The organism is Spirosoma sp. SC4-14 (genome assembly GCF_037201965.1).
In the GTDB taxonomy this organism is placed as follows: Bacteria; Bacteroidota; Bacteroidia; order Cytophagales; family Spirosomataceae; genus Spirosoma.
Map to the genome: position 1 here is coordinate 2,194,474 of NZ_CP147518.1, position 25,263 is coordinate 2,219,736.

Here is a 25,263-nt window from a genome sequence, read left to right on the forward strand (position 1 = left end):
CCACTTTATACTGGTTAATGCTGCAATATTATCACTTTTTTTAGCCAAGAAAAAGTCAATGAAGTCACTCTACACCTCCCTTGTATTGTTTTTATGCTATTTTTCGGCTTCCGCTCAGGTTAATTTTACGCAACTGCCCCGCGATTTACAGCTTTATCCCCGAGACGCTAACAATCAGGCAACGGTATGGGTTAGCGGAACGGTTGTTGGTACCGGCTACACTAAAATTGCCCTGCAGGTACTTCGAGAAGGACAAGTAACCAGCTTTACGAGTCAGACCTTATCACCTTCGGTTGCCAACACACCTTTTCAGTTTTCAAGTACGATTAAGGCCGAAAAAGCACAGTACGACTTTAACGTCTTTCTGTATAACAATACCGACTCGGCCCTGGTTGCCGGGCGAAAGCGTATTGTCTGTGGCGATGTATATATCATTCATGGGCAGTCGAATGCGCTGGCGCTGGCTGGGCTGGATCAGTATTATTCGTTTAATTTCGACGATACGTACTTGCGCAACTGTTCGTACCCTTATGGTGCGCCTAGTATTCCGGATGCCATGAGCTGGTATGCGGCCAAAGATCCGTATGGAAGCATCGGCGGATTCGGGCTGACCCTGCAACGCTTTATTCTGGAGCAGTATGGCATACCAACTCTGGTGCTGAACGGAGCTTATGGCGGTACAGGCATTGCGGCTCTGACCGTCCGAAACCCTGCCAATCATGCCGATCTGGATACGTTTTATGGCCGATTATTATACCGGGCTCAGTGGGCAGGAGTCGATAAACACGTAAAGGCGATCATTTGGAAACAGGGCGAAGACGAAGCCGGAAACGGGCCCGATGGGTATGGCGAGAAGTTTAAAGTTCTCTACGACCAGCTACGCGAAGACTACGGCAATGCCCGTATTTATGTTGGCCAGATCAATATTCTGGCCGATAAGGAAGAAGGGGCCGCTGCTTTGCGCGATTTTCAGCGCCGGACAAAATACCTCTTCGACAACGTGGAGTCAATTGCCACCATTGGAGCCCGTGGATACGACGGTATTCACTATGATCCGCTGGGCCATCAGCAGATCGCTTATGAACAGTTTCGGCAGATTGCCCGCGATTTTTATGGGTCGACGGATACCTTGCAGATCAACTCGCCCGATGTGAAAAAAGTGTTCTACAATATCCCTAAAGACTCCATTACGCTGGTATTTGACAGCGATATGCAAATGGCCTGGAAAGATACCGCTTACTATAACTTCGCGACTGGTGAAAAAATAGGAAGCCGTGAACTAAAAGATTATTTCTACCTCGATAAACAGGCCGGGCTTCTGTCGGGTGGAACTACAAATGGCAATCGGGTAATACTGGGGTTGAAACAACCCTCGGCAGCTAAATTTCTGCGTTATCTGCCTGCTTACTTTTCTGATGCCTTATCGTCGTTCTATAACGGGCCAACGTTGCGAAACACGCTCGGTATGCGCGCTTTCAGCTTCGATAGTGTAGCCATTGCCGATGCCATTCCGACCGTAACGACGCTTGCCGCTAAGCCCATTTCTGAAAAACAGATTCAACTGACCTGGACTGCTCCGGCAACGGCCCAAACGCAGATTCTGGAACGCAGCGATGGGTCGCAGACGGCATTTAAAACCATTGCGAGAGTGTCAGGTACAGTTGCAACCTTCAATGATACCAACGTGCCCGATCCGTTTGGAAGCTATTACTACCGATTACGGGCTTATAGCAGCACATCAGAGTCGGTCTATAGCAATGTGGTTATGTCGAAACCGTTGGTTCTGGGAATAGCGAATACCGAATTGCCCATAAAACTTTATCCGAATCCTCTTTCAGCCGATCGGGTACTGCATATCGAGGTAGATCAATTGGCTATTAAGTCGATAGTGGTTCGTGATGTATTGGGTAAGACCATAAAAAACTGGCAGGGGAAAGTGCAGAATGAGCTACTGATCGGACTGAATGACGTAGCCGAAGGCCTGTATATTGCCGAGGTTGAAACTACCGATGGAAAGGTTTTACACCATAAGATTGTTGTTCAGTGAGCGATGAGCCTCGGCATTAGCACAGATTGTTTAGTTTTGTAGCTAAAATCCCTTTGAAGATATATGCGCCTAGTGATTCTGACGCAGGACGATCCATTCTATCTTGCCCGAAATATCGACTACCTGTTAAAAAAATTACCTCCCTACGCTGAAGTTGTTGCCACTGTTGTTTTCGACGTATCGCCGTTTGGCAAGCGCGAGAGCTTCAGTGAGAAAATGAAGAAGACCTACGACATTTTTGGGCTTCCTTTTTTTATTCGGTATGGCTTTAAGTTTGTACTCTCCAAGCTGGATAGCCGCAATAACGTCAGAAAAACACTGGCCGATCGGGGAATTCCGCTTATCGAAATTGAAGGAGCCATCAATAAAGACGAAAATCTCGAAAAAATTCGGGCCTATAAACCCGATCTGCTTGTGTCGATTGCGGGTAATCAGATTTTTAAGCGCAAGTTGCTGGATGTAGCCACGCATGGCTGTATTAACCTGCACACGGCGCTTCTGCCAAAATACAGAGGGCTGATGCCTTCGTTTTGGGTCTTGAAAAACGGCGAAACGCATACCGGCGTTTCGGTTTTCTTTGTCGATGAAGGCATCGACAGTGGCCCAATTCTGGTTCAGAACAAACTGGAAATCGGCGACAGAAGTCAGGCCGAACTGATCGATGTGACCAAGAAGATGGGCATGGATGCCATTCTGGAATCGATCGAAAAGATCCATTCGGGCAAGTATGAGCTGATCGAAAACGACGCGGCTCAGATGACCTATTTCACCTTTCCAACCCGCGACGATGTGAAAGCCTTTCTGGCTGCGGGTAAACGGTTTTATTAACAGATTGGGAATAAGTCATTAGCCATTGGTCATTAGTTTATAGACAAATGGCTAATGACTTATTCCCAACTCTCCATTTATCTATGAATATTCTGACGTTTGATATTGAAGAGTGGTTTCATATTCTGGACAATGCGTCGACTCGTACGGAGGCTGAATGGGGTCGGTACGAAACGCGGATTTATGAGAATATGGACCGAATCTTCGAGCTTCTGGACGATACCAAAAGTCGGGCAACCTTTTTTTGCCTGGGTTGGGTAGCCGATAAACATCCGGAAATTATCCGGCGAATTGATGCGGCAGGCTACGAAATTGCTACGCATTCGTATGCGCATCAGTTGGCCTATGAGCAAACTCCCGCCGAGTTTCAGGCCGACCTGGAACGGTCGATCAAGCACTTGCAGGATATTACGGGTAAGAAAGTACGATCGTACCGGGCACCGGGTTTTTCAATTAAGGAATATAATCGCTGGGTTTTCCCGATCCTGATCGAGCAGGGAATCGAAATTGACTGTTCCGTTTTTTCGGCCCGTCGGGCGCACGGTGGCGATGCATCCCTGGGAATGTTTGAACCCGGTTTCCTGAATGTAGAAGGTACTTTACTGAAAGAGTTTCCGATCAACACGGCCGCCGTATTGGGTCAGGATCTGATTTTTTCGGGCGGGGGCTATTTCAGATTGCTGCCCTATCGGGCAATTCGGGGGCTGATGAGCCGCTCCAACTACGTAATGACCTACTTTCATCCCCGCGATTTTGACGCCGGGCAGCCTATGATTCCAGGACTAAGCCGGGCCCGCCGATTCAAATCCTATTATGGATTGAAAAACTGTTTACCCAAACTCCGGCAACTGTTGATCGAGTTCCCGTTTGTCGATCTGGCCGAAGCCGACCGGCAGGTCGACTGGGCTAAGATAGCGCCGAAAGAGGTGACAATTTAGCCTTTTTCGAATGCACGATCTTTTCGTATTCGTCCAGTAAGCGTTTGGCTACAATGTCGATGTCATATTGAGCTTTCAGGAGAGCTGTTGCATTTTGGGCAACCTGTTGGCGCAGGTCGTTGTCGCCCAGCATGGTTTCCAGTCCTTTCAGAACCCCTTCTGGAGTTAGCTCATTGACCAGACCGGCTGCCTGATGCTGACGAATAGTTTCGCCAAATCCAACCCGGTCTGATACGAGTGTTGGCGCCCCTGATGCCATTGCTTCCAGTACGGCCATCGAGAAACCTTCAGAGTAAGATGGTAAGGTAAAGAGGTCGGCGTCGGCCAATGCGGCTTTCTTATCGTCGCCGGTTAGCATACCGACCAGCCGAATCGAGTCGCTGAGTTTGTTGTCGTCGATAAACTGGCGGGCCTCGGCTTCGTAGCCGTCGTTACCGCCAGCAACAATCAGTATGGCATCTGCATGCTTCTGCTGATACGCTTTAAATGCGGGCAGGAGCAGGCCAAGGCCTTTCTTTATATTAAGTCGGCTCATAAACAGAACCATTTTTCGGGAGTTGGGCACGTTGAATTTTCGACGAAACGTACCTTTAGCGGGCAGGTGAGTGAAATCGCTCAGTTTGATGCCGTTAGGAATAATAACAACATTCGGATGAGGTGAGCCCAAATAACGGGCGATGTCTTCGCGTTCGTCGGTATTATTGATCTGAACCAGGTCGGCACGGCGCAAATACCGTTTTTGGGCCAGATTGTCCATCAACTGCTTTTTCAGGTTGTTATGGGCATATACCCAGCGGTCGAGCACGCCATGAATAGTAATTACTTTGGCGATACTATTATCGACCATAAAAGGAGCCAGCGTTCCGAAATGCCACAAACCATGACAGTGAATAACGTCATATTCATGAATATACTTTTTCAGGTACTGGTATAATTCGCCTGAAACCTCACGGAAAAAACGGCTGATGATGGGTGTTCTACGGCAAAGAATAAGCCGGGCGCCCTCAGGAACAGGATATGGTTTTTCGCCTTCAGAATAGGGGCTCAGAATATCGACCTGATGCCCATAACGAAGCGCTACCTGCGTATGATCGAAGATGATCTTGGGAGGACCACCAGCCTCCCAGGTATAAGCACAAATATTTAGTATTCGCATAGAGGTGCTGCGAAATAAACGATTATGTTGTGATTTTACTAAATCCCTGTAGCATTTCTCGGGCAACGGCTCCGGGCGAATAAGGAGCAATTAGCTGTTTGGCTGCGGTACTCATCTGCCGCATATCAACGTTATTATCCATAAACTCAACGAGTCGCTTGATTAGTTGAATGGAATGGTTTGGATCGAAAATGAAACCATTCTGGCCATCGCGGACCAGATCGGCCACACAACCACAGCGGTTCGAGACAATTACGGGCAGGCCACAAGCCATTGCTTCATTAACAACTAACCCCCAGGGTTCAGAACGACTTGGCAAGACGAGTACATCGCTCAGAGCTAATAGCTCGGGCACTTTAAACCAGGGGCGCCCTGGCAAAAATTTGACAGGGTCGGTCAGTTCCAGAGAGGTTACCTGGTCGACCAGCGAATCATGTTCAATCCCATCGCCGAGGAGAACGAGTCCCCACTGATTGCCATTGTGCGATTGGCTGAGGGCTTCGCCAAAGGCAGTGATGAGAACGGGAAGGTTTTTGAACTCAATAAGCCGTCCGACAAAAATAAAATTATGCGGCCGTAAACCTAATTGTTGTTGCTGATCGGTACGTTGTTGAATGGCTTTTTCGTAAACGGTTTGAAGCGTTGGATTGTCGACCGCATTTTTTTTGAGCAGAACCTTGTCTGGGCTTACACCAAACTCGGTCACATAGCGGGCCGACAGACTGCCAAAGCAGAAAAAACCATCGCACTGCTTAAAGATTATGCGTTTGAATCGTTCTTTCCAGCCTCCTCGTTCGTGGTCGGCGGCAGTGCTTTCATTCTGCATAATTACCCGGATGCCGTTTACTTTGGCCCAGAATAGCAATAGCAACTGGGCCGGATCGTAGTAACCGGTGAGATTGATAACATCGGGCCGGTAGGCTTTGGCGTGCAAATAAAGGGCACGGATTCGCTCGAAAAGACTAACTTCTTCCAGATACCGGTCAAAGAGCAACTTGTAGTTATAGCTATAAGTTGGAGTCGATTCGCTATCCTCAGTTTCCAGGCCCGCCCGCGAACGTTCGTTGCGGGCAATCTGCAGGACTAGCATCGAAACGTTGGGTTGCTGATCGACGAGTTGCTGCAAGGCCTGAAAAACAGCTGATTTATAGTGTGCCCACAACAGATTATGAACAATCAGGATGCGCATCAGGAAGCCTGATTATTTGGAACGACAATGAACTGATCTGTAGGAGCGGGGACTGAAGGCTTATCGGATAAATAAGCCGGAAACAGGTGCTCAACGCCCACAAACCGTATCATAAGTGCTAACGGAAACCAGAATGCTATTTCGTATGGACGCCCGTTGGTAAACAGCGTTACCAGAATGAGCATATAGAAATAGGCTAGAAACGTGCTCAATGGATTAGGATTGGTTCGCATGATTTTCAGGACGTTATAGAAAATTATTCCATTCATACCCGCGAAGAGCACAAACCCCAGCAACCCCTGGTTGGTTAGCGATTCCATAATGGGAATATCGAGATAAAGGTACTTATACCCAAAGCCTAAAACCAGCATGTAGATGTGGCCTACCAGCACATTCGAGAAGAACGTGGCGCTCACGGAGCGGTTGGCCGCCGAAGCATCCAGCGCGGCCTGATAGCCTGCCCCTTTGGCTTTTAAGCCTAACAGAGCATACACATTTTCGAGGTTGCGTTCGACGAAGGCCGATACATAGCTGAACAGAATGGAATATATATCGTCGTATCTTCGGAAGAAGATAATGATTCCAACGATGCCTAAACCAATCGTAACCAGCGAAATAGGGCTCAATAGACCCCGAACAGCGAGCCGAATCTGGGCCGGACGCACGTTGTAGAACATGAAAAAGGCCACTGCGATCAGCATAGCCAGAATGCCGGAGCGGGTTTGGGTCAGTACCAGAATGGCCAGATTGAGTGCGCCCGAAAAAAGAGCCAAAAACCGAAACATGAGGTTTGTTTGTGGACGAATTACCCACATGGCGCAGGCGATAAGCCCCATAAACGCATTTCGGGCAAAGGCGTGTGGATTACCAGACCCATCGTCGTTGTCGCCTAATGTAATAGTTGCCCGCTGCCCAATGGCCCAGGTCGGGTTTGTAATCAGCGAGTAAACCAGCCCCAGGTTCGATACCAGGGTAAAGAGAATAACAACCGGGATAAATACGCGGATAATATCGTTAGGAATGTTGATCAGTAAGAACAGGAACAGGAAAATGTAGGTGTAATAGATCATGTCTTTTCCATAATCCTTAAAGCCCGGATCGCCCATATAGACATACATATAAAAAATACACAGCAGTAAAAAAGCTATGCCCATCCAGAAAATGGTAAGATTAGGTCTATACAACCGCCTGAAAATGGTAAAAGGCACCATCAGAACAAGGCCACCCGCCAGTGCAGCCGCCGTAAAAGCCGTACTGCCTGGAGCCAGTTTGAGTGCATCCCGGAAAAAGAAAATCAATGGATAACCGTCTACCAGAATACAGATACCAACCACCATGCGCATGTAGTCGATAGTTTGCAGAAAACGAATTAGCCCATTCATGAACAATGTCAGTTTTAGATGGATAGTTTATCGGTTTTGCGAGGCACAAACACGGTACCGGTTCGCTGAAAACTATTGTTTCTTTGCGGCTTGTCGTAGCTGTAAACGATGCCGGACGTAGCCAAATTCGCCCTGAAGCACAAAGGTCAGTAGTTTACGCAAACGGCAATAACGCTGCCAGAATGCTTCTCCCAGTGAACTTTGTAGCTGCGGACGATATTTTTCTTTAATAACCTGATGCTCACTAAGCCCAACGGTACTGATTGTTGACGATTTAGCATTCGGTTGAACCCGAAATCCACCCCAAAACCCATCAACATGCCGAAACCGCATACCGGGCTGAACGCCCAGCCGGGCCACAATTTCATAATCAATAACAAAGCGCAAATTTTCGTCCAGAAAACCAAACTCATTTAAACGCTCCCGCCGGATAAAAAGCGACTGGTTAAATACCTGCATGCCTTCATAAATCTGACATTCGACACAGAATTCAGGGGCACGAAGCTCTTCCAGAATAACGTCCTGTTCGTCGGTTATGTACATGTCGCCAAAAAAAACGTCGGTATCGGGTGCCAGGCGCCAGGCATCGGCAACCCGACTGAAGGCATCGGGCGCAAACGTGTCATCCGAGTTCTGAAAGGCAACATAGTCGCCGGTTGCCATGCGAAAGCCTTTGTTTATAGCATCCGTCTGACCGCGATCTTTCTCACTTACCCAGCCTGCAAGATAAGGCTCATATTTTTTTATCAGATCGACACTCCCATCGGCCGATCCGCCATCGATGATAAAATATTCCAGATTGGGGTAGTTCTGATTCAATACGCTAAGAATCGTGCGCTCCAGGTAGTGAACCTGATTGTAAGAAGGCGTTACGACGGTGAGTTTTGGATACGATTTTTCAGTGGCTACCGTGCGGGGTTGGTAGGCTTTGGTGACGAATGGGTGGAGCGATTGGCCAGGCTGATTCATGTGTCTAGAGGAGTGATTGATAAACAGTCAGCGTTTGTCGGGCAGTTTGTTCACACGAAAAGTGCGTCAATCGCTCTGTGCCTTTCTGTCGTAATTCCTGTTGTCGGGCATTGCTCGACAGAACCTGTTCAACGGCATTGGCAATGGAATCGTCATCTTCCGGGTCGAAATAAACGGCGGCATCGGCTGCTACTTCGGGCAATGAACTCCGATTGCTCAAAATGACCGGACAACTTGCACTAAAGGCTTCAAGCACTGGTATGCCAAAACCTTCGTTGAGCGATGGGAACACAAAGGCCGTTGCATGATGATAGAGCCCAAACAGGCTTTCATCGGTAATTGGCCGATAATGGACCCGGCTACCTAACTGAGCCGAATGAAACAGCGCCTGCTCATCGGCGGTAAAGGAACCTCCACCTGCACAGATCAGGTGTAAGTTGGGGTGCTGTTTAAAAACCGGCCTGACAGCCCTGAAAAAGGTAGTAAAGTTTTTATAAAGCCCGCGCTTGCCCACATAGAGCAAATACGGAAACTCAGCCGAAGGGGCTACTTCATGTTGTGCATTATTTTGAAAAGTAGTGCCGAGGTGTATGACACTGATCTTGTCGGGGTCGATGGGGAAGAAGCGAACAATCTCCTGTTTCGAAAACTCTGAAACCGAAATAATCCGATTGGCCCGGTGCATAAGTTGTTTCTTAACCTCGTAGAGCCCTTCACCAACATCCGGATAAATTTTCCCATATCGTTCGCTCGTTGCATCATGAAAGGTGACAACAAACGGTTTTTTATTAATCGACTTCAGGAAATATCGATGGTAATAGGTTGGGTGGAATACATCGAACTGTCCGGCTTTTATTCGTTGCTGACTATACAGACGATTGAAAAGCGACGCGGCCCGATTGACATTCCGCGAATGTGCCAGTTGCCGATAGGGAAGATGCTTACTGAATGATGCCTTACTGAGATATTCGTTATTGGATAGCCGTAAGGACAATTCGAAGTCTATATCTGAACGACTGGAAAACGAACTCATCAAGTCGAAAAAATACCGGGATACTCCACCGTAGGTTAGGCCAGTAAAACACTGATGGTCGTACAGAACATTCATGAACAGAAATCTACTAGTTTGTATTTTTTTGAGAAAATACAGCTACAAAAATACAACTTAATACGATAAAGCCAAGATTATACTGATCGTCTTGTATTCGTGTTTCTATCGTAAAACGGGCAGTGGTACCTGATTGACAAACGTCGTGACAGCCCGCATTACCTGAACCGAGGCCCTGCGCCACCCGCGCAGTACAATTGGTTCGGGTTGTTGGCCATATGCTGGAACCGTGTTCTGGAAATCTGGTTTCTGGTATTTTGCCACTGCGTTTCGGTAGTTGGCCATGAGCAGTGAAAGCTCGGATCTTTTTTTCAGATTAAGTCGGTTCTGATGAGGGAAAAAGCCTTCATTCCAGGTATACAATCCTTTGAAATTGGCAAATAGCAGGGGTTGCTTACCCGCTCTTAGTATCCACTGCCCGGCTTGCTGATATAACGGACGCTGTGGCAGATTCCAGATGGCTACGTGCCAGCCCGGTTCTTTTATAACCTTTACTCCGTTGAAAAAAACAGGTACGTGCATTAGCCAGATCTGATCGGTGCACAAACCCACACAGAAATCGACAACGGCCCGTTCCTGTACACGATCCTGCCACCAGGCAAGCATGCGGTCGGTCTCGTTTGAGCGTTTAAAGGCAAGGAAATCAGCGCTGTATAACCCTATGTTCTGGAAAAATTTTTCGTCGGGCCAGGCCCGATCGTTGTTAACTGTTTCGGGCGGGGCCTGAGTAATATGGGGTGTTAAGAGGATATTGGCCGATTGTAATTGTTGCCAGACAGGGGCCAGCGATCCGAAGAATTGCACATTTGGGTCGGCGTAGATGAGTTCATCAACGTCGGGCAACCGGCGAAAGATTTCACGGAGTAGGGCCGGTTTACAGGCGGCTATAAACTCGGTAGGTGTATATTTGGCCGATAATGTCTGGAGTTCCTGGGCTCCAATTATATCGCCAATGGGCCATATTGGATAGGGTGACTGGAAGTTGGCAGGTATATGGGCTGGGTTATCGGCCAGGCCAATAACAAATGGCCGGAGGTTGCCACCTGTTTCTGATGCATTTTTAGCAAAACTATCGCCCAGAGCCAGTGCCTGGGGAAGTTGTCGGATTGTACAAATGGTTGTAAGCACAGTAAATAGAATATCTTATCATTCGAATACATCACCCAGAGCCGCCAGATAAGGGGCTAGCCAGTTGGCAGATGCATCGGCATATCGGCTATAATCGCCCTGACTAAAACTTTCCAGTACAGGTTTCAGGCGTCGGAGCCGTTCATGAGGCAGGCAACTCCGCATGGTAAAATGCAACAAGCGCTGGCGTAGCTGCGGGAGCCCGGGGGCATTGTCGGGAACGCGTTCGGTTATTAAATGGCTAATTGCGGCAAGCTGAGCCTGTTTTTCGCGCAGTGGAGCCAGTTTTAACGATCGATGGCGACTGAATCGATCTTTCAGTCGAATTTTTTCCTGAGGGGCTTCGCTCCGAACGCCAACCTGTTGCTGTACGTGGGTTCGGTACAACTGTAAGGGTTGATCAACAAACTGAACAACGTTATAAGCGGCTGCCACTAAGCCAATCCAGCCATCGTAAATGTAGCCCGGAATTTTATCGGGAATGGGTAAGGCCTTACTCAAAAATGTTCGTCGAATAACCATAGCGCAGCCCATTACTCGATTGCCATCGAGCATGATGTCCATCGTTTCGCCATTACGCCATCGGGTTTGGGCTGCTTTATCAAACCGAACCCAGGTCCAGAACCGACTTTGTCGCCCCTGCAAGTGCTCATCAGTTACCCACGCATCGCAGAAAGCAATCTGATGTTCGGGATGATTGACCATGTAATCGGTCATGGTGCTGATTTTATTGGGGAACCAGTAGTCGTCCTGATCGCAGATAAAAATCAGATCGCCTGTGCATTCAGATAAGACACGCTCGAAGTTTTTGTTCGATCCGATCTGGGTCTGATTGGCTAGTATCCTGACAGGAAATGGCGCTTCGGCTGCAAATTGATTTAGTAATAATAGGGTACTATCTTTCGAACAGTCATCACACACAACTACCTCATCGGGCAATTGCTGCTGATCGAGCAAACTTTGCCATTGGGTAGGTAAATAAGCCTCGCCGTTATAGGTGCATAGCGCAATCGATACGGTAGGTCGGGGTAAGCTATTCATTTCCAGGTTCAGATTTGGTAACCATACTGTGCAAAAATAGGTCGCCAGTAAGCCGTGTCATGAATGTCCCATGCATGACACCCAAATGGTAGTTCTCCATCATTATATACCTCAATAGCACGTTGAGGGTAGAATTCGACGGCAAAGCGCATCGCTGTCCGAAAATCAGGGATACGTAGTCTGGGCCAGAACCGATTAACTTCTATTCCCCAGAATATATCCTCATTATATTGGTGTATATTCTGGCTTTCATAGTGAGAAATCTTATCGCTAAAGACATGCAGACATTTCAACATAGCTGAAACACGACGTAAAGATAATCCGCCATTGCCAACACTATTTAAACTGATTATTTCCTTCGGGGTCACACCATCTGGTTTTTTCAGGCCAAGTAATGTCGCAATTCGTTGTTTTATTTTAAACCATACTTCATCCCGCCAACCTGTAAAATCGCGGTCACGCAGCCAGGGGGCACCAATGTAATCGTACCCTTTCTGACACCATTCCAGAAGTTCGTCCTTAAAAATAAACGCATCTAACTGATGAATAAGAATATAATCCAGGTTCGTAAAAGCCTCATAAAATACTTCAGATAGCATTAGCTTATTATACGCCTGGATATCTGAAAAGAAACGGTCATCGAACGTTTTGAGGCCTAGCGCAGGGTATAGCGCCCGGTAAGCTGAAATATCGAGCGAATGCGGAGCCACCAGCCAGACACTATAGCGACCTAATACCTGCATACACTGCTTAAGGGCAATATGTTCATGAGGGGTCATGGTCGGTTTATAGACAGGAATGACTATACCTATCGTCGATGGATCGATATGGTTCATGCAAATTTAGGTTCGCCAAGTTGCCGCTGAATTGCATTTCTTACCCAATTGTAGGGTAATTCTGAACAGGGATACCCAAAATTATTCAGAATCGTAATGTCTTCTCCGCGCTTATATCGCCCCGAAAAAGGCAGATAATCAACAAAATCATATAATTGCCCAAGTAGAATAATACCGGGGGTTGTGCTGGCATTAGCCATATGGGCAAGTCCACTATCAATACCAATAAACAAATGTGCTCTCCGAATCACTTCGGCTGTTTCCAACAGGCTTAGTTGCCCGCATAAGTTGCGAAAGTTAGGGTGTTTTTGAGTGATAACAGGTTCTAAACCAAGTTCAATTATTGGATACGGGTAAGTGGCTAATAGCCATTTCACAAGTTTGTTCCAGTCGTTAGCTGGCCAATCGCGGGCAATGTGGCTGGATTGGCAATGGATAACAATTGGCGATTCCTGAAGCTGTAGACTCGAGATTCGTTGCCGAACCGTTTCTGGAATATACATCTTAGGATCGGCCGTTATAGGAGGCAGCCCCGCTGCCTGCGAAAACATGTACAGCAGATCGCCCCGGTGATAATAGTTATCAAAAGTGAGGCCAATTTTATCGGCTGTCGGATTAACGGGGTCTTCGGGGCAGTATTTACACTTGCGGTGCGAAATGTGCATGTTATACACTTTATCGAAAATACCTGTTTTTAGCAGGTAAACGCGTTCGCTGGGGCATTTTTCGATTAAATAGCCGTCAAGGTCGGGGTGATGTTTTACCAGCTCGACATAGGGTTTCCGGACCATCCAGATAATATAACCATTTGGATGGCGTCGGCGGACTTCGCGGACAACGGGTTCGCAGGCAATTATATCGCCAATTTGTTCCGATAAAATAATGGCAATGAGAGGTCGGTTGGCGGTGCGGTATTTCTGCCAGCGTAAGTATAGATATTTCCATACAACGGACATAAATTTCTCCACTATATGGGTGTACTTAGTATAACGGTGAGTCCAAAGCGCTCGTTTAGTTTCCCAGAAGGTCTTTGAAGCCATATTATTGGGTTTCTAATAATGCAATAAGCTGATTAAACGGAGTATTGATGAGTTTACGTACCCGTTTATAGCGCAATACTACGGGCGGTTTAATATAGATGCACGGATAAGATCGGTATTGCTCATTATGGTTGAGCAGCAACTGGTTTCGGTATAAGTCAAATAAGGGTTTCGCATCGGACCGGTCGATGCCCGGAATTTCGGTTTCATCGAAAGTATAGCGGGTCTGATACTTCGATACATCATTGGGCCGGTATGGGCTATAGCCACTATAATGAAAAAACTGTAAAAGTTCGGTTTCGTTTACCCACCACTGGCCGGTTTGGTCGGCCGACAGATGGCGCTCATGCAGATTCCAGTAGGCTACATTATAGCCCATGTGTTTCTCAATCCAAACATTATCATAATAAAGGGGAGCAAAATTAACCCACTGCTGATCAACAAACAGACCATTGCATAGATCGTTTCGGCATTCGTAGGCCAGGCGTTGTTTCCACCAGTCGATAAAGTGCTGCGAGGTGCTATCCTTCCGCAGACCGATAAAGCCAAGATTGAAAATGCCGGTGTTTAGATGATGTTGTTCATTGGGGCGTTCCCAGTCGGGAGTGGGCGAACAGATGTGTGGGGTTAGTACTAAACTATACTGTTTAAGGTTTGTATTTAAGACATCAAGTGGCTGAAAAACAATAATATCGGGGTCGAAATAAATAACTTCGGTTGCTTCTGGATAATGCTTGAAAAAGAAATCGATATAATAGGGTTTAACGGCAGTGTTTAATTCCGTAATATCATAACGATCGCACATGGCTTTGAAGTCGGGTATGTCGATCTGGTCGACTTCGAGCATGGTGTAAGCTGGTAGCAGATCGGCTGGAAGATTGGCCCCGTTCAGTTTATCGACTAATCCGATCACATACTGATAGTCGGGATTTGTCTGTTTAAGCGAGTCGCCCAGTGTTCTGGCCTGTGCCAGATAATTAATTGAGCAAATCGTGAAAGCTAATGTCATACCTCAAAGATAATAGGTCAGTCTATTGATAGGTTGGCGAGGGTTAATTAACTACTTGATTGGCCAACCGACTTACTGACCGGTTTTGTATAGGCAAAATAACGCTTGAGTTCATTAATGGGTTTTTCGAACAGATACCACGATACCGAAGCCACAATCAGGAGCAATAAGAGACTTACCAGGCGATGCGACCAGTATCCTAACGATATGTGAAGGCCAAGCCGGTTGATGACCTTCATCACAAAAGGAACAATAAAACCGGGTACCATCATGTGAAAAACATAAATGCCGTAACTGATTCGTCCAATGTATTGTAAACCGGTGGTATTGAGTACTGATCCGGCAATGCCACCGATGCCAACACTGGCTCTGACAATTAGGAAAAGGGAGAGAATGGAAATAAAAAAACGCTGGAACAAGACAACGACAATATGATCGCCCGGTAAGGTAAGCAGCCCGAAAAAACCAGCCAAAGCCAGTAAAGATACCTGTGAAAGCCTTTTCCAGAGCGTAGGAATCAACTCAGACTGGTCAGTAATGGTCCAGGCCCATAGTGCCCCCATTCCAAAGGCATCGAAGCTGGCTGGTGTTAGTACGCCATCGGGGTTTCCCTGCCAGTAGCCATAAGCCCGAAACAGAATTCCGCTTGCGATCATGGCGGCAATAACCCATTTCAGAACGGATTTAGGGGTTAATAAGACGATCCAGGGCCAGACAAGGTAAAGCTGTTCTTCTACGCCCAGTGTCCAGAACGGCGACAGAATATCGGCCCAGTTGCCCGTCTTATTCAGGAGAATATTGTAACCGTAGAGGTAGTAATAGAGCGGATGTTGGTCGATGTCAGATGTTTCGGGGAAGGCTATCCAGACAAACGTGATAGCCAGGTAATAGAGGGGGAAAATCCGCAGCACACGCCGAACAAAGAAATTTCGATAGGTTTCGCCCAGAGTGGTTTGCCCCGCATTGATTCGGTTGCGGTTCTCAAGCAGAATACGGGTAATCAGAAAGCCACTGATCACAAAAAAAACCATAACGCCAATGGTTCCATTGGGTAATCGGTTGATGCCTTCGCCAGCCGGGAACCAGTGATACAGAATTACCAGCAGAACGGCAAACGTTCGCAGGGAATCTAACTGAGGCATATGGCCCGATGGAATCTTAGGCATTCGGCTGGAAAAACGTGACGGATAGTAGCTACTATCCGTGTTTGCTGATTAATTGATCAAACAAAGTTACAATAGTTTCGACGCTTTGATGAGCCGGATGCCGGTCCAGAATTTTCTGACAGAGTCGGTTTCCCATTGTTGTCCGGAGTTCGGGCTGATTCAGCAGGTCCAGCGTTCGGGCACTCATCGTATCGAGATCCAGATAAGGAACCACAAAACCACCGTCGGCTTCAACCAGTTCGGGCGAGCCCCCGGCATTGTCGAAACAAACTACCGGAACAGTGCTCAAACCGGCTTCAAATACAACCAGTGGGTAGGGGTCTTCGCGCGAACAGAGCACAAAAACGTCGAAACGGTTCATGTACCGCAACACGTCGGGTGTTGGCGGAAGGAGGTGAACACGACCGGCTAAACCCGCTTTGCGTATGTCGAGCGACAAGTCGTCGTGCAGTGGGCCGGGTGGAACACCAACCCACACAAAATGAATGTTAGCATTATTGGAGCGGCCACTGATCTGGCGAGCCAGCGTTACAAACAAATCGTTTCCTTTTCGCCATTCGGCATTACCACAGCCGCCTACAATCAGCGCATCATCGGCGATACCTAATGCGGTATATAGGGTTGGTTGTTCGCGGGCGCGTTGAACAGCCCGTTCCAGAGCAGGCGTGTCAATGAGTGTAAAGAGCGTGATGCGGGCCGGATCGAAGCCATGCTGTTGTTCGTAGTACCGTGCTGTTGCTTTCGATACAGACAGCAGATGATTGGTTCGGCGGAGCAGGTATGCCAGTTGTTGGGGTTGCGTATAGATGCGGACCGACATATCCAGTTCATGCACAAACGTGACGACCGGTATTTTTTCTGGAATAGCCAGATGGGCAAACCATCGGCTGCTGGTGACGGTATTGACCAAAATCAGATCGACTGATTCGAGGCCAAGCTCAGCACTGACGGTTTGTTGTTCCTGCTGGCGCTGTCGTTGATGGAATTGTTCCCACAGGCCTAGCTTCCCCAGCACCTTATCGGCTACCGAACCCATAACATAGGGTTTGGGAGCAGGCCAGAGTGTAACCGAACATATTGACCGATAGTCGTTCAGAAGAGGTCCCCCTTCGCCTAATAACAAATGCATCTGAAAACCTTCTGCTTTCAGATGCCGCATCAGAGAAAGTAAAACCAGTTGGGCTCCTGCCCGGTTGGCGTCGTGCCCTACTAAGAGTATCTTTTTCAGTGTACGATGGAGGGTTTACCGTTTATGGTTTATGGTTTATGGGTGTGCTGCTGATTTAGGCTCAGGCGGAGCAACCATAAACGATAGGCTGTAAACCATAAACTTTAATACGTTTCATGACTGGGTTTGGGTAGTTTTTTGGCGGGATTTCCGATGTAGACACCCCATTCATCGGTGTCTTTGTAAATGGCAGAGGCCATACCAACCAGGGTACCGGTCGCAATATGGAGGAAATCGCGTATAGTGCTGTTGACTCCAAAGAAGCAATACGGTTCAATAACACAATGCCCCGACATGACCACGTGTGATGTAAAAAAGACATGATCCTTGATCTGGCCGTGGTGCCCAATATGATTGCCGCTCCAGAGAACAACATTATTGCCAATTGTGGTAAATGGCTGAATAGTGTTGTCTTCCAGAATAAAGCAGTTTTCACCGATTTGATTACCAAACAGCGTAGCTTTCGAGCTAATATAGGAAATGAATTCATAGCCCTTGGCTTTGGCTTCGAGGTAGATCCGTTCGCGGTTTCGGTTCATGCCGCGCCCGGTCATTGGGGCAAAAAATTTATAGTCCTGTGGAGGAAACAGCGTTTCGACATGTTCGAAGGCTACTACTGGTAAGCCCCGGAACTCCGTTTCGTTCAGGTATTCCTGACTGACCGTGAAGGCTACCACATCGTGTTCCGAATCGTGGGTAAGGTAGAAGTGTGCCAGTTCGGCGGTATCCATTACCCCAAAGATGATAACTTTTGCCATAGTTAATGAGTGAATTGTGAATGAGTGAATCGCCTAATCACTCATTCACAATTATACTAATTCATATTCGTCTAAAAGTACTCTTACGGTTGCCACATCGTTGAACATCATGATATCCAAAATGGACAGCCAGGGAATGAAATCATTCTTAAACTGCGAGTATTCCACCCGTTTCGCTTTCAGAAAATTCAGATTGATTCCGGCCTGAGCAAAGGTTGGTTTATCATAAAGTTCGAGTCCGCCAATAGGATTGATATAACCTGTTGCATTTTCCTGTCGGCAAATATCCAGAATCCGTTCCTGAGCTTTCAACTGCGAATTATCGTATATCGATGACGACGCAATGAGACGGGTTGTCAGGCCCAGATATTGATTTAACTCAACCAGACTGAAATGGATCAGATCGGCAATTGAATCGGTGGTAAAATTGATAATTTTTTCGGTCAGCGGCATCACCGTTGCATAATAGGGCGCTTTCCGATAGCCCTGTTCAACGGTTTTGAGGAGTTTACTCCGCCACTTAGGATCATCGGCCAGGTGTACTTCGTTGATACGTTTGTTCTGGCTGGCATCTTTTAGAGGTACTGTAAACAAATACTCCTGTCCATTAATCAGGAGTTTATTACGATTGATCCAGCCCCGATTAATAAAGGCTACATCATCGTAAAGCACAAATGCATCAACAGCCTTCATGAGCTGCATATAGCCAACGTAAGGCATGAAATAAGGCTGCATGATGGCAAGAGTCATGAGTCTTCGGGAGTTTAGTTTGTGTGGACTGGGTTTACGGCTAAACCACAAGCCACTAGTCTAGTTTAACTTACGCAGGTAATAATCTTCGCCGGGCACAATCACGCTGTTTCGCATGGTTGTATCGGTTCCTAACCGGATATCACCCGGACGGGGAGCGATTACACTTTTAGCAAAGAACAGATAACTGGCATTTTTGGGAATTGGCTGTACGCCCTGTTCAAACGGATTGATCGTTATCAGTCGACGCGACAGTTTGGGGCCATAGAGCGGATATTCATAATCATCGTTGATTGTGCCCAGGGCAACTGTAGCCGTATCGGGCACCAGTTCGTCGAATCGTTTATAAGCAACATAAATATCGGGTCGCCCCAGCGTCATTTGTTCGATACGATCGGACTGAAATGCCGATGGAAACGATTTTCCATCAGGAGCAGTCCAGGCAAAAGGTAGTGCCCGTGTATTAAGAAAGATCGATAATAAGGCCGAAATGCAGCCAAGCACCGTTACCAATCCAACGTAACTTTTCCAGAGTAGTCGACCTGGCACATCGACGGTTGCGCGGGGAGAGAGAAATACGAGTGCCAGAAACGTGATCCCGAACAGGCCGGTTTCAATAAAATAGCGCCCTTTAAACGGATCGTAAGGAGCAGAGTAGGAGAGTGCCAGAAAATGCAGTAGCAGGGCAATGCCGATGTAAACATGCGGAGTTGACCGTATAAAACCAATCAGCACCAGAAACAGCAATGGAAACACTAGTCCGAAACCAAAAATACCCCAGTAGGGATTGGCATTGTAAAAAACGAACCGACGGTCGAAGGCAAACGGCTGAATAGAAAAATCGGTTTCTTCATCGAGCCGCATATGTAGCTTATCTTCCAGCATCACCAGCGGCTGGCGCATGGCATGGTTCAATTCTGCTCCTGCTTTCAGGTTTCGGATACCATCCAGATTGACATGGTCGTAGGCATAACGAACCACATTGCGGCTACCTTGTTCCAACAGGTTGCTTAGTGGGCCAGCCCGTTCTACGGATTGGTGTTTCAGCGCCGTAGGTGGACCAATGGGATGGCCGAACACTTCAATGTTTTTCAGATAGCCTGTTGGCAGTGTCCAGATGCAAACCGCTACTACAATAGCCGCTGCCAGTCGCCAGGTTCGCTGGAACGTAATGGCCAGCGAAGGCGATAAAAAAACGGTATAGAGCATGATAACGAACACCGATGGTAACAGCAGCGCAAAGGTGATTTTATGCCCAAAGGCAATGCCAAAGGCCATCCCTGCCAACCATAAATAACGAGAGTCGTTGGTTTGCCGATAGGTAAACAGCATATACAGCAGCACGCTCAGGTAAGCCGTCAGTACAATGTCTGTTTCGGTTGTGATGGCCTGCATCAGAAAATCGGGGAGCAATGCATAGGCCAGCGCTGAAAAGAAACTGGCAGATAAACGTGTTTGCTCGGGCCGGCCAGCACCAATACGCTGCACAATGCCGAACACCGACACAATGGCTACCCAATAGCTCAGGTGATGAATAAACTTAAAGCCATTTTCGAAGTGGCCCGTTATCAGAAACGAATAGATCTGTAGCGTACAGACACTCTTTGGGTATGTATCGATGTTCCAGTTCGTACCGCCAAAGTGGCGCATAGTGCCGCGCTGGATATACTGCATCACCCGATTCAGATGCCCCGTCATGCTGTCCCATTCGTTAGGAACGGTGAACAAGACCAGCAATAGGTTGGTAAGGGCAATGAGGGTTAGCGAAATCAGCAACGCTGAAAACAGAAATCTGGGGAAAGGGGTAAGGTTCCGAAACCAGCGCCCATAAGTTCTCCGACGCTGACGGAGCAGTAAGGAAACCGAAAAGCGCTGATGGTTCGGAGTTAGTTTTTGTACGACCCAGCCAATCAGAGTTGCCGTAATAAATACCGATCCTGCCCAAACCGGTGTATTGGCCGTTTGATAGAGCGCCGATAAAACGAAGCCGGTTAAGATAACGCTCCCGGCTCCCAACAAAAATGTTGTAAGTAGCCATTCGACCACCGATTTCCGGCAGATACGCGCCGATAACCGGCCGAGGTAAATGACGAATAGAAAAAAAGAAATTAGATAAAGGATGGTCATATAGTACTAATGAAAGATTGACGGTATAGGCCAGTCAATTCATTATGCAGGTTCGCTCAACACGGCAATAGCCTCATTTACAATCGCCGAAATCCGATCGACATCTTCTTCGGGCAAACCCGGATAGAGGGGTAGGCACAGCACGCGCAGAGCAATGTCTTCCGATACAGGGCATGGCTGATGCCCCACCACAAAAGGTAGTGTATTGAGCGATGGATAGAAGTATCGACGCGGGACAATATGCTGGGCGTTGAGGGCTTCCATAACACGCAGCAGGGTAGCTTCTGAATCGAAAACAACCGGATAGTAGGCATAATTATAGGCAACACCCGGGGTTAACACAGGGCGAGTAATCCGGCCGAAATTCAGCCGGTCGTTATACCAGCCGAAAACCTGTTTTCGGGATTCAATCAGATCAGGTACTTTCGGTAGAACACAAAGGCCCATAGCGGCATGGAACTCCGAGTTTTTGGCATTGATCCCGATGCTGTAATAATCGTCGTTGCGATGACCAAATGAGCGGTAGAAATGCAGTTTCTCCGCCATTTCATCGTCATTGGTAACAATACAACCACCTTCTACCGTATGAAAAACTTTAGTAGCATGAAAGCTACATGTACTCAGATCGCCGTAGCTAAGAATAGATTTTCCGTTGTAGGTTGCTCCAAAGGTATGGGCCGCATCGTAGATGACCTTCAGGTTATATTTTTCGGCTATTGCCTGAATCTGCTCGATCCGGCAGGCGTTGCCATAGACATGCGTAGCCAGAATGGCTTGTGTGTTTTCGGTAATGAGCGGTTCAATTTTGTCGGGATCAATGCAATAATCGTCGGGGCGAACGTCAGCAAAAACAGGCGTACAGCCTTCCCACAACAGTGCATTAGTCGTAGCAACGTAAGAAAAGGGGGTTGTAATGACCTCTTTGGTAATGTTGAGGGCTTTGAGGGCCATTTGTAAAACTACCGTCCCATTGGTACAATACTTCAGGTGCTTAACGCCCAGAAATTCTTTTAGTTGACCTTCCAGCTCACGGAGCAGAGGCCCGTCGTTGGTTAGGTGAACGCGTTCCCAGATACCCTTGAGATACTGCGTATATTCCTCCAGGTCGGGCAGATATGATTTGGTAACGTTAATCATTGGCTAAGTTTTTAGTTTTCGATAAGATAACCCTCGAAAACTCATTTTATAGATGCTGGTTCTAGCATCCCCATTTCGAACGGAAATTGTGGACGAACATAACCCGGCCACTTTCCGTACCAGGCAATTCCTTCGCGATAGTCTTCCACATCGAAGGTAATACCTTCTTCCATAACGTAGAGGGGAGTAACGGTATCTTTTACTACCATTATAGAAATGGTATAGGAACCATCATTCAGGAAATAGCCTGGAATAGTACATTCGCCCACAATTAATCCTTTCTCATACGATTGCGATCGTGTGCCGACGTTGAAAATACATTCGCCCGTGAGTGAGTTGAGGTGCATAGACAGGTTCAGATTGGCCCGATCCATCATATTCCAGAACTCAAACCGGAACTTCATGGGCGTACGTACATCGATGTGGGTCAGTTCATCCTGATACTCTGGAATCAGCTCAATGCGTTTAATTCGGATGAGGTCGTTACCGGGGGCTTCTTCGGGGGTGTCCCACTGGCGAAGCAACCGGGTTTTCGATACTTTACTCAGGTAAGTGGCAATGACCTGATTGGTTTCGCCCTGTTCGAGCAACTGACCTTTTTCGAAGTACAGCGTTTTATTACAAAGAGCCTGTACGGCTGTCAGATTATGACTGACAAACAGAATAGTACGACCACTGGCTGAGTTGTCGCGCATTTTGCCAAGACTTTTCTTCTGAAACTCGGCATCGCCAACGGCCAGTACTTCGTCGACGATCATAATTTCGGGATTGAGGTGAGCCGAGATCGCAAAACCCAACCGAACATACATACCCGACGAATACCGTTTTACGGGAGTATCCAGAAATTTCTCGACACCGGCAAAATCTACAATTTCGTCGAAACGTTCGCGGATTTCATTTCGGCTCATGCCCAGCAATGACCCGTTGAGGTAAATATTTTCGCGGCCAGTCAGTTCAGGATGAAAGCCCGTTCCAACCTCAAGCAGTGAGGCTACTCGTCCCCGAATACGAACCGACCCCGTTGTTGGCTCAATAATTTTACTCAGAATTTTCAGAAGAGTGGATTTGCCAGCGCCATTATGACCAACAATACCAACTCGATCACCCTGTTCGACCGAAAAGCTTACATCGCGAAGCGCCCAGAATTCTTCGCGGGTATTGGTTTGCTGTGCTTTTTTACCGCCGAACAATTGCCGGAAGTTTTCGGAGAGTACGTCACGAAGGGTATTGGTGCCTTTACCTTTCTGGTGATCAATGATGTATTGCTTGCTTATATTTTCGACAGTAATGACGGACATAGCTATAAGTCATCAGTTGTAAAGTGGCTACTCGGCAATAAGGGTGGGTATAGGTGATACCGAACCTGCAATCACTTACCGAAGTCACTCACAACCTGGTTAGATATCATCGACAAATGTGTTTTCGCGTTTGCGAAAAAAGTAAAGAGATAAACTTAGACAAATCCCTACAATGACAATGGATGTCAATAGGCTTTGCGGATTAAAGTATGCTTTCTCGCCCAGCAAAGCCCAGCGAAAGCCATCAATAATACCCACCAACGGGTTAAGCCAATAGAGTGGGGCCCACCATTCGTTTGCCTTTTCGGCAACGAGTCGGCTGCTATAGGCAATTGGGCAGATATAAAAGCCTACCTGTACAATAAATGGAATAAGCTGCCCAATATCGCGAAAGCGCACATTGACAACCGCAAAAAATAACCCGAAAGCAAATGATGCCAGCAGGGCCAACACAATAAAGGCAGGTAATAGAACTAAATGCCAGTCTGGTACGAACTTATACCAGATTGCCAATAGAATGAATAATCCCAATGATACTAAAAAATCGAGAAAACTCACTGCTATCGAGCTGATTGGCATGATCAGTCGCGGAAAATAAACCTTTGTGACGAGGTTAGAATTTAGCGTAACGCTATTACTGATTTGGGTGAAGGCTGTTGAAAAAAATGTCCAGACTGTAATGCCGCCCAGAACCATCAGCGGGTAGGGCACACCAGGATCTGCGGGAAGTTTGGCAATTTTGCTGAAAACGAATACCATAATCAGCATCGTTGTCAGCGGGCGAATAAGTCCCCAGGCGGTTCCTAAAGCGGTTTGTTTGTAGCGTACCGACACATCGCGCATGGAGAGAATATACATCAATTCACGATTCCGCCATAAGTCACGCCAATAATGCCGTTCAGACCGTCCTGGTTCAATAATTACTTCGTGTGTTTTCATGATAATGGGTAATGGCTACGGGCTAATCGACGGCCATTAAGGCAAAAATCGGTCAATTAACCCATAGTCAGTCATCTCAGCCTTCGTTCATTACTGAGCGGTAAGTTTCCCGCAAAAATATAATGATTAGTGCCAGAATCAGCCCAAGGGCGATGCCTGCCTGCATACCAATTGGGGTAATTATTTCTTTATATAATGGCAGTTCAACGGGTTCGATGATGGTAAACAGGGGGGCTTCCCGAATCAGCGACAGGCGCATATTGTCGGCGCTCTGAACGGCCTGATAATAAATTGTGCTAAGAAACGTGGAATTGCGGGTGAGTTTAGTTTGATTGATCTGCCCCTGAGCGACAACTACCTGCTGATTCTGGTCCATGTACTGAGCCAGTTTATTTTCGGTGCCAGTCAGTACTCGGGCTATTGAATCGGCCCGCGATGTGAGCAGTTCATACATTTCCCGCGTTTTTTTGGTTTGCTTCTGGCGGTAATCCTGCTCAATGGTGTTCAGATGGTTTTCGATGAAGTTGGCGGCCAGCATTTCATCCTGCATCCCACAGCGAAGTTCCATAAACGACGATTTTCGTTCGGGTTGCGACACGGTCATTTCTGATTTGATCCGCGTATAGATCTGCGACATGGCTACCCGTTCCAGCTTCGTATATTCTTCGGGTAGTTTAGCCCTTGGGAAATAGAAGGCGCGTAGCGTATCGCTTTTTTCCCACTCCTCATCCCGAATACCGCTGTGACGAATGTAGTAGTTGATCAGCAATGTATCCCGCCCATTAATCTTAACGGTCTTCATCAGTGTTTTTTCGACAACCGGTCTCGATTGGGCATAGATCATAAAGTTATCACCCGCAAAGATGTTGGCATCCGATGCGCCCTGGCCAAGACCGAACGCGCTGGCCAGTGAACCCAGATCACCAAAGCTGTTACTACTGCCACCGCCACCCAGGTTGAAGGTCATCGTAGCCGTATAAACAGGCTGTTTCTTATGCGTGATATCATAAATAAACCCGCTTATTCCGCCAATAGCTACCAGAATAAGCAGCAGTTTCCAGTTTCGCCGAAAGACATCCTTAAGCTTCATGATCCGTACCACTACGGACTTTGGCGAAATCTGATCAGGAGGCAAAGGCTGATTAGCCATGCCATTCGAATCTGTTGTTGTCAGGTTTGTCGAACTCAT

At 47.3% G+C, this 25,263-nt stretch carries 22 protein-coding genes; 3 read left to right on the top strand and 19 right to left on the bottom strand.

Annotation, left to right across the window (positions count from 1 at the left end):
• Nucleotides 1-58: 58 nt before the first annotated feature.
• The 3 genes from WBJ53_RS08865 to WBJ53_RS08875 all read left to right on the top strand — a co-directional run bounded on the left by WBJ53_RS08865 (nucleotide 59) and on the right by WBJ53_RS08875 (nucleotide 3,813).
• On the top strand, nucleotides 59-2,047 hold the full coding sequence (locus WBJ53_RS08865) for a sialate O-acetylesterase (RefSeq protein WP_338875724.1): 1,989 nt from the start codon (nucleotides 59-61) through the stop codon (nucleotides 2,045-2,047).
• 63 nt (nucleotides 2,048-2,110) lie between these two features.
• The gene (locus WBJ53_RS08870) at nucleotides 2,111-2,875 is read left to right on the top strand and encodes a formyltransferase family protein (protein WP_338875725.1); all 765 of its coding nucleotides are present in this window, start codon (nucleotides 2,111-2,113) and stop codon (nucleotides 2,873-2,875) included.
• An 83-nt stretch (nucleotides 2,876-2,958) separates the two neighbouring features.
• Nucleotides 2,959-3,813: a polysaccharide deacetylase family protein gene (locus tag WBJ53_RS08875; RefSeq protein ID WP_338875726.1), complete on the top strand. Its 855-nt coding sequence runs from the start codon at nucleotides 2,959-2,961 to the stop codon at nucleotides 3,811-3,813.
• Here WBJ53_RS08875 and WBJ53_RS08880 read toward each other — a convergent pair.
• The 19 genes from WBJ53_RS08880 to WBJ53_RS08970 all read right to left on the bottom strand — a co-directional run bounded on the left by WBJ53_RS08880 (nucleotide 3,782) and on the right by WBJ53_RS08970 (nucleotide 25,263).
• On the bottom strand, nucleotides 3,782-4,969 hold the full coding sequence (locus WBJ53_RS08880; RefSeq protein ID WP_338875727.1) for a glycosyltransferase: 1,188 nt from the start codon (nucleotides 4,967-4,969) through the stop codon (nucleotides 3,782-3,784). The genes WBJ53_RS08875 and WBJ53_RS08880 overlap by 32 nt on opposite strands.
• 22 nt (nucleotides 4,970-4,991) lie before the next feature.
• Nucleotides 4,992-6,158, bottom strand: coding sequence for a glycosyltransferase (locus WBJ53_RS08885; RefSeq protein WP_338875728.1), 1,167 nt, complete (start codon nucleotides 6,156-6,158; stop codon nucleotides 4,992-4,994).
• Nucleotides 6,158-7,540, bottom strand: a complete 1,383-nt coding sequence (locus tag WBJ53_RS08890; RefSeq protein WP_338875729.1) for a hypothetical protein — start codon at nucleotides 7,538-7,540, stop codon at nucleotides 6,158-6,160. The genes WBJ53_RS08885 and WBJ53_RS08890 overlap by 1 nt, the downstream gene beginning before the upstream one ends.
• 72 nt (nucleotides 7,541-7,612) lie before the next feature.
• Nucleotides 7,613-8,509 (bottom strand): glycosyltransferase family 2 protein, encoded by an 897-nt coding sequence (locus WBJ53_RS08895; protein ID WP_338875730.1) that lies wholly within the window; start codon nucleotides 8,507-8,509, stop codon nucleotides 7,613-7,615.
• A 4-nt stretch (nucleotides 8,510-8,513) separates the two neighbouring features.
• Nucleotides 8,514-9,617 carry a glycosyltransferase family 1 protein gene (locus tag WBJ53_RS08900; RefSeq protein WP_338875731.1) on the bottom strand — a complete coding sequence of 368 codons (1,104 nt, stop codon included), beginning with the start codon at nucleotides 9,615-9,617 and terminating at the stop codon, nucleotides 8,514-8,516.
• A 105-nt stretch (nucleotides 9,618-9,722) separates the two neighbouring features.
• Nucleotides 9,723-10,745 (bottom strand): hypothetical protein, encoded by a 1,023-nt coding sequence (locus tag WBJ53_RS08905; protein WP_338875732.1) that lies wholly within the window; start codon nucleotides 10,743-10,745, stop codon nucleotides 9,723-9,725.
• An 18-nt stretch (nucleotides 10,746-10,763) separates the two neighbouring features.
• Nucleotides 10,764-11,786 carry a glycosyltransferase family 2 protein gene (locus WBJ53_RS08910; protein ID WP_338875733.1) on the bottom strand — a complete coding sequence of 341 codons (1,023 nt, stop codon included), beginning with the start codon at nucleotides 11,784-11,786 and terminating at the stop codon, nucleotides 10,764-10,766.
• Nucleotides 11,787-11,794: 8 nt separating this feature from the next.
• A complete protein-coding gene (locus WBJ53_RS08915) occupies nucleotides 11,795-12,622 on the bottom strand; it encodes a DUF5672 family protein (RefSeq protein WP_338875735.1) in 828 nt (275 codons plus the stop codon).
• Nucleotides 12,619-13,578: a glycosyltransferase family 9 protein gene (locus WBJ53_RS08920; RefSeq protein ID WP_338875736.1), complete on the bottom strand. Its 960-nt coding sequence runs from the start codon at nucleotides 13,576-13,578 to the stop codon at nucleotides 12,619-12,621. Before WBJ53_RS08920 ends, WBJ53_RS08915 begins: the two co-directional genes overlap by 4 nt.
• Nucleotides 13,579-13,663: 85 nt before the next feature.
• On the bottom strand, nucleotides 13,664-14,671 hold the full coding sequence (locus tag WBJ53_RS08925; protein WP_338875737.1) for a glycosyl transferase: 1,008 nt from the start codon (nucleotides 14,669-14,671) through the stop codon (nucleotides 13,664-13,666).
• 47 nt (nucleotides 14,672-14,718) lie between these two features.
• Nucleotides 14,719-15,837, bottom strand: a complete 1,119-nt coding sequence (locus WBJ53_RS08930) for an acyltransferase (protein ID WP_338875738.1) — start codon at nucleotides 15,835-15,837, stop codon at nucleotides 14,719-14,721.
• A 31-nt stretch (nucleotides 15,838-15,868) separates the two neighbouring features.
• Nucleotides 15,869-16,996: a glycosyltransferase family 4 protein gene (locus tag WBJ53_RS08935; protein WP_338875739.1), complete on the bottom strand. Its 1,128-nt coding sequence runs from the start codon at nucleotides 16,994-16,996 to the stop codon at nucleotides 15,869-15,871.
• A gap of 173 nt (nucleotides 16,997-17,169) precedes the next feature.
• Nucleotides 17,170-17,823, bottom strand: coding sequence for an acetyltransferase (locus WBJ53_RS08940; protein ID WP_338875740.1), 654 nt, complete (start codon nucleotides 17,821-17,823; stop codon nucleotides 17,170-17,172).
• A gap of 51 nt (nucleotides 17,824-17,874) precedes the next feature.
• Nucleotides 17,875-18,573 (bottom strand): WbqC family protein, encoded by a 699-nt coding sequence (locus WBJ53_RS08945; protein WP_338875741.1) that lies wholly within the window; start codon nucleotides 18,571-18,573, stop codon nucleotides 17,875-17,877.
• A 60-nt stretch (nucleotides 18,574-18,633) separates the two neighbouring features.
• Nucleotides 18,634-20,700 carry a glycosyltransferase family 39 protein gene (locus WBJ53_RS08950; RefSeq protein WP_338875742.1) on the bottom strand — a complete coding sequence of 689 codons (2,067 nt, stop codon included), beginning with the start codon at nucleotides 20,698-20,700 and terminating at the stop codon, nucleotides 18,634-18,636.
• A gap of 42 nt (nucleotides 20,701-20,742) precedes the next feature.
• A complete protein-coding gene (locus WBJ53_RS08955) occupies nucleotides 20,743-21,837 on the bottom strand; it encodes a DegT/DnrJ/EryC1/StrS family aminotransferase (RefSeq protein ID WP_338875743.1) in 1,095 nt (364 codons plus the stop codon).
• Between the two features lie 41 nt (nucleotides 21,838-21,878).
• Nucleotides 21,879-23,135 (bottom strand): ABC transporter ATP-binding protein, encoded by a 1,257-nt coding sequence (locus WBJ53_RS08960; protein WP_338875744.1) that lies wholly within the window; start codon nucleotides 23,133-23,135, stop codon nucleotides 21,879-21,881.
• A 99-nt stretch (nucleotides 23,136-23,234) separates the two neighbouring features.
• Nucleotides 23,235-24,074: an ABC transporter permease gene (locus WBJ53_RS08965; RefSeq protein WP_338875745.1), complete on the bottom strand. Its 840-nt coding sequence runs from the start codon at nucleotides 24,072-24,074 to the stop codon at nucleotides 23,235-23,237.
• Between the two features lie 76 nt (nucleotides 24,075-24,150).
• Entirely contained in the window at nucleotides 24,151-25,263 is a 1,113-nt protein-coding gene (locus WBJ53_RS08970) for a hypothetical protein (RefSeq protein ID WP_338875746.1), read from the bottom strand.

Excerpts from the sequence above, each read along its gene's own strand:
- WBJ53_RS08945 (WP_338875741.1), bottom strand. The coding sequence starts at position 18,573 with ATGACTCTTGCCATCATGCAGCCTTATTTCATGCCTTACGTTGGCTAT.
- WBJ53_RS08900 (WP_338875731.1), bottom strand. The coding sequence starts at position 9,617 with ATGAATGTTCTGTACGACCATCAGTGTTTTACTGGCCTAACCTACGGT.
- WBJ53_RS08970 (WP_338875746.1), bottom strand. The coding sequence starts at position 25,263 with ATGAGTTCGACAAACCTGACAACAACAGATTCGAATGGCATGGCTAAT.
- WBJ53_RS08915 (WP_338875735.1), bottom strand. The coding sequence starts at position 12,622 with ATGAACCATATCGATCCATCGACGATAGGTATAGTCATTCCTGTCTAT.
- WBJ53_RS08920 (WP_338875736.1), bottom strand. The coding sequence starts at position 13,578 with ATGTCCGTTGTATGGAAATATCTATACTTACGCTGGCAGAAATACCGC.
- WBJ53_RS08885 (WP_338875728.1), bottom strand. The coding sequence starts at position 6,158 with ATGCGCATCCTGATTGTTCATAATCTGTTGTGGGCACACTATAAATCA.
- WBJ53_RS08940 (WP_338875740.1), bottom strand. The coding sequence starts at position 17,823 with ATGGCAAAAGTTATCATCTTTGGGGTAATGGATACCGCCGAACTGGCA.
- WBJ53_RS08895 (WP_338875730.1), bottom strand. The coding sequence starts at position 8,509 with ATGAATCAGCCTGGCCAATCGCTCCACCCATTCGTCACCAAAGCCTAC.
- WBJ53_RS08960 (WP_338875744.1), bottom strand. The coding sequence starts at position 23,135 with ATGTCCGTCATTACTGTCGAAAATATAAGCAAGCAATACATCATTGAT.
- WBJ53_RS08880 (WP_338875727.1), bottom strand. The coding sequence starts at position 4,969 with ATGCGAATACTAAATATTTGTGCTTATACCTGGGAGGCTGGTGGTCCT.
- WBJ53_RS08865 (WP_338875724.1), top strand. The coding sequence starts at position 59 with ATGAAGTCACTCTACACCTCCCTTGTATTGTTTTTATGCTATTTTTCG.
- WBJ53_RS08965 (WP_338875745.1), bottom strand. The coding sequence starts at position 24,074 with ATGAAAACACACGAAGTAATTATTGAACCAGGACGGTCTGAACGGCAT.
- WBJ53_RS08930 (WP_338875738.1), bottom strand. The coding sequence starts at position 15,837 with ATGCCTAAGATTCCATCGGGCCATATGCCTCAGTTAGATTCCCTGCGA.
- WBJ53_RS08925 (WP_338875737.1), bottom strand. The coding sequence starts at position 14,671 with ATGACATTAGCTTTCACGATTTGCTCAATTAATTATCTGGCACAGGCC.
- WBJ53_RS08890 (WP_338875729.1), bottom strand. The coding sequence starts at position 7,540 with ATGAATGGGCTAATTCGTTTTCTGCAAACTATCGACTACATGCGCATG.
- WBJ53_RS08935 (WP_338875739.1), bottom strand. The coding sequence starts at position 16,996 with ATGCGGCATCTGAAAGCAGAAGGTTTTCAGATGCATTTGTTATTAGGC.
- WBJ53_RS08910 (WP_338875733.1), bottom strand. The coding sequence starts at position 11,786 with ATGAATAGCTTACCCCGACCTACCGTATCGATTGCGCTATGCACCTAT.
- WBJ53_RS08950 (WP_338875742.1), bottom strand. The coding sequence starts at position 20,700 with ATGACCATCCTTTATCTAATTTCTTTTTTTCTATTCGTCATTTACCTC.
- WBJ53_RS08955 (WP_338875743.1), bottom strand. The coding sequence starts at position 21,837 with ATGATTAACGTTACCAAATCATATCTGCCCGACCTGGAGGAATATACG.
- WBJ53_RS08875 (WP_338875726.1), top strand. The coding sequence starts at position 2,959 with ATGAATATTCTGACGTTTGATATTGAAGAGTGGTTTCATATTCTGGAC.
- WBJ53_RS08870 (WP_338875725.1), top strand. The coding sequence starts at position 2,111 with ATGCGCCTAGTGATTCTGACGCAGGACGATCCATTCTATCTTGCCCGA.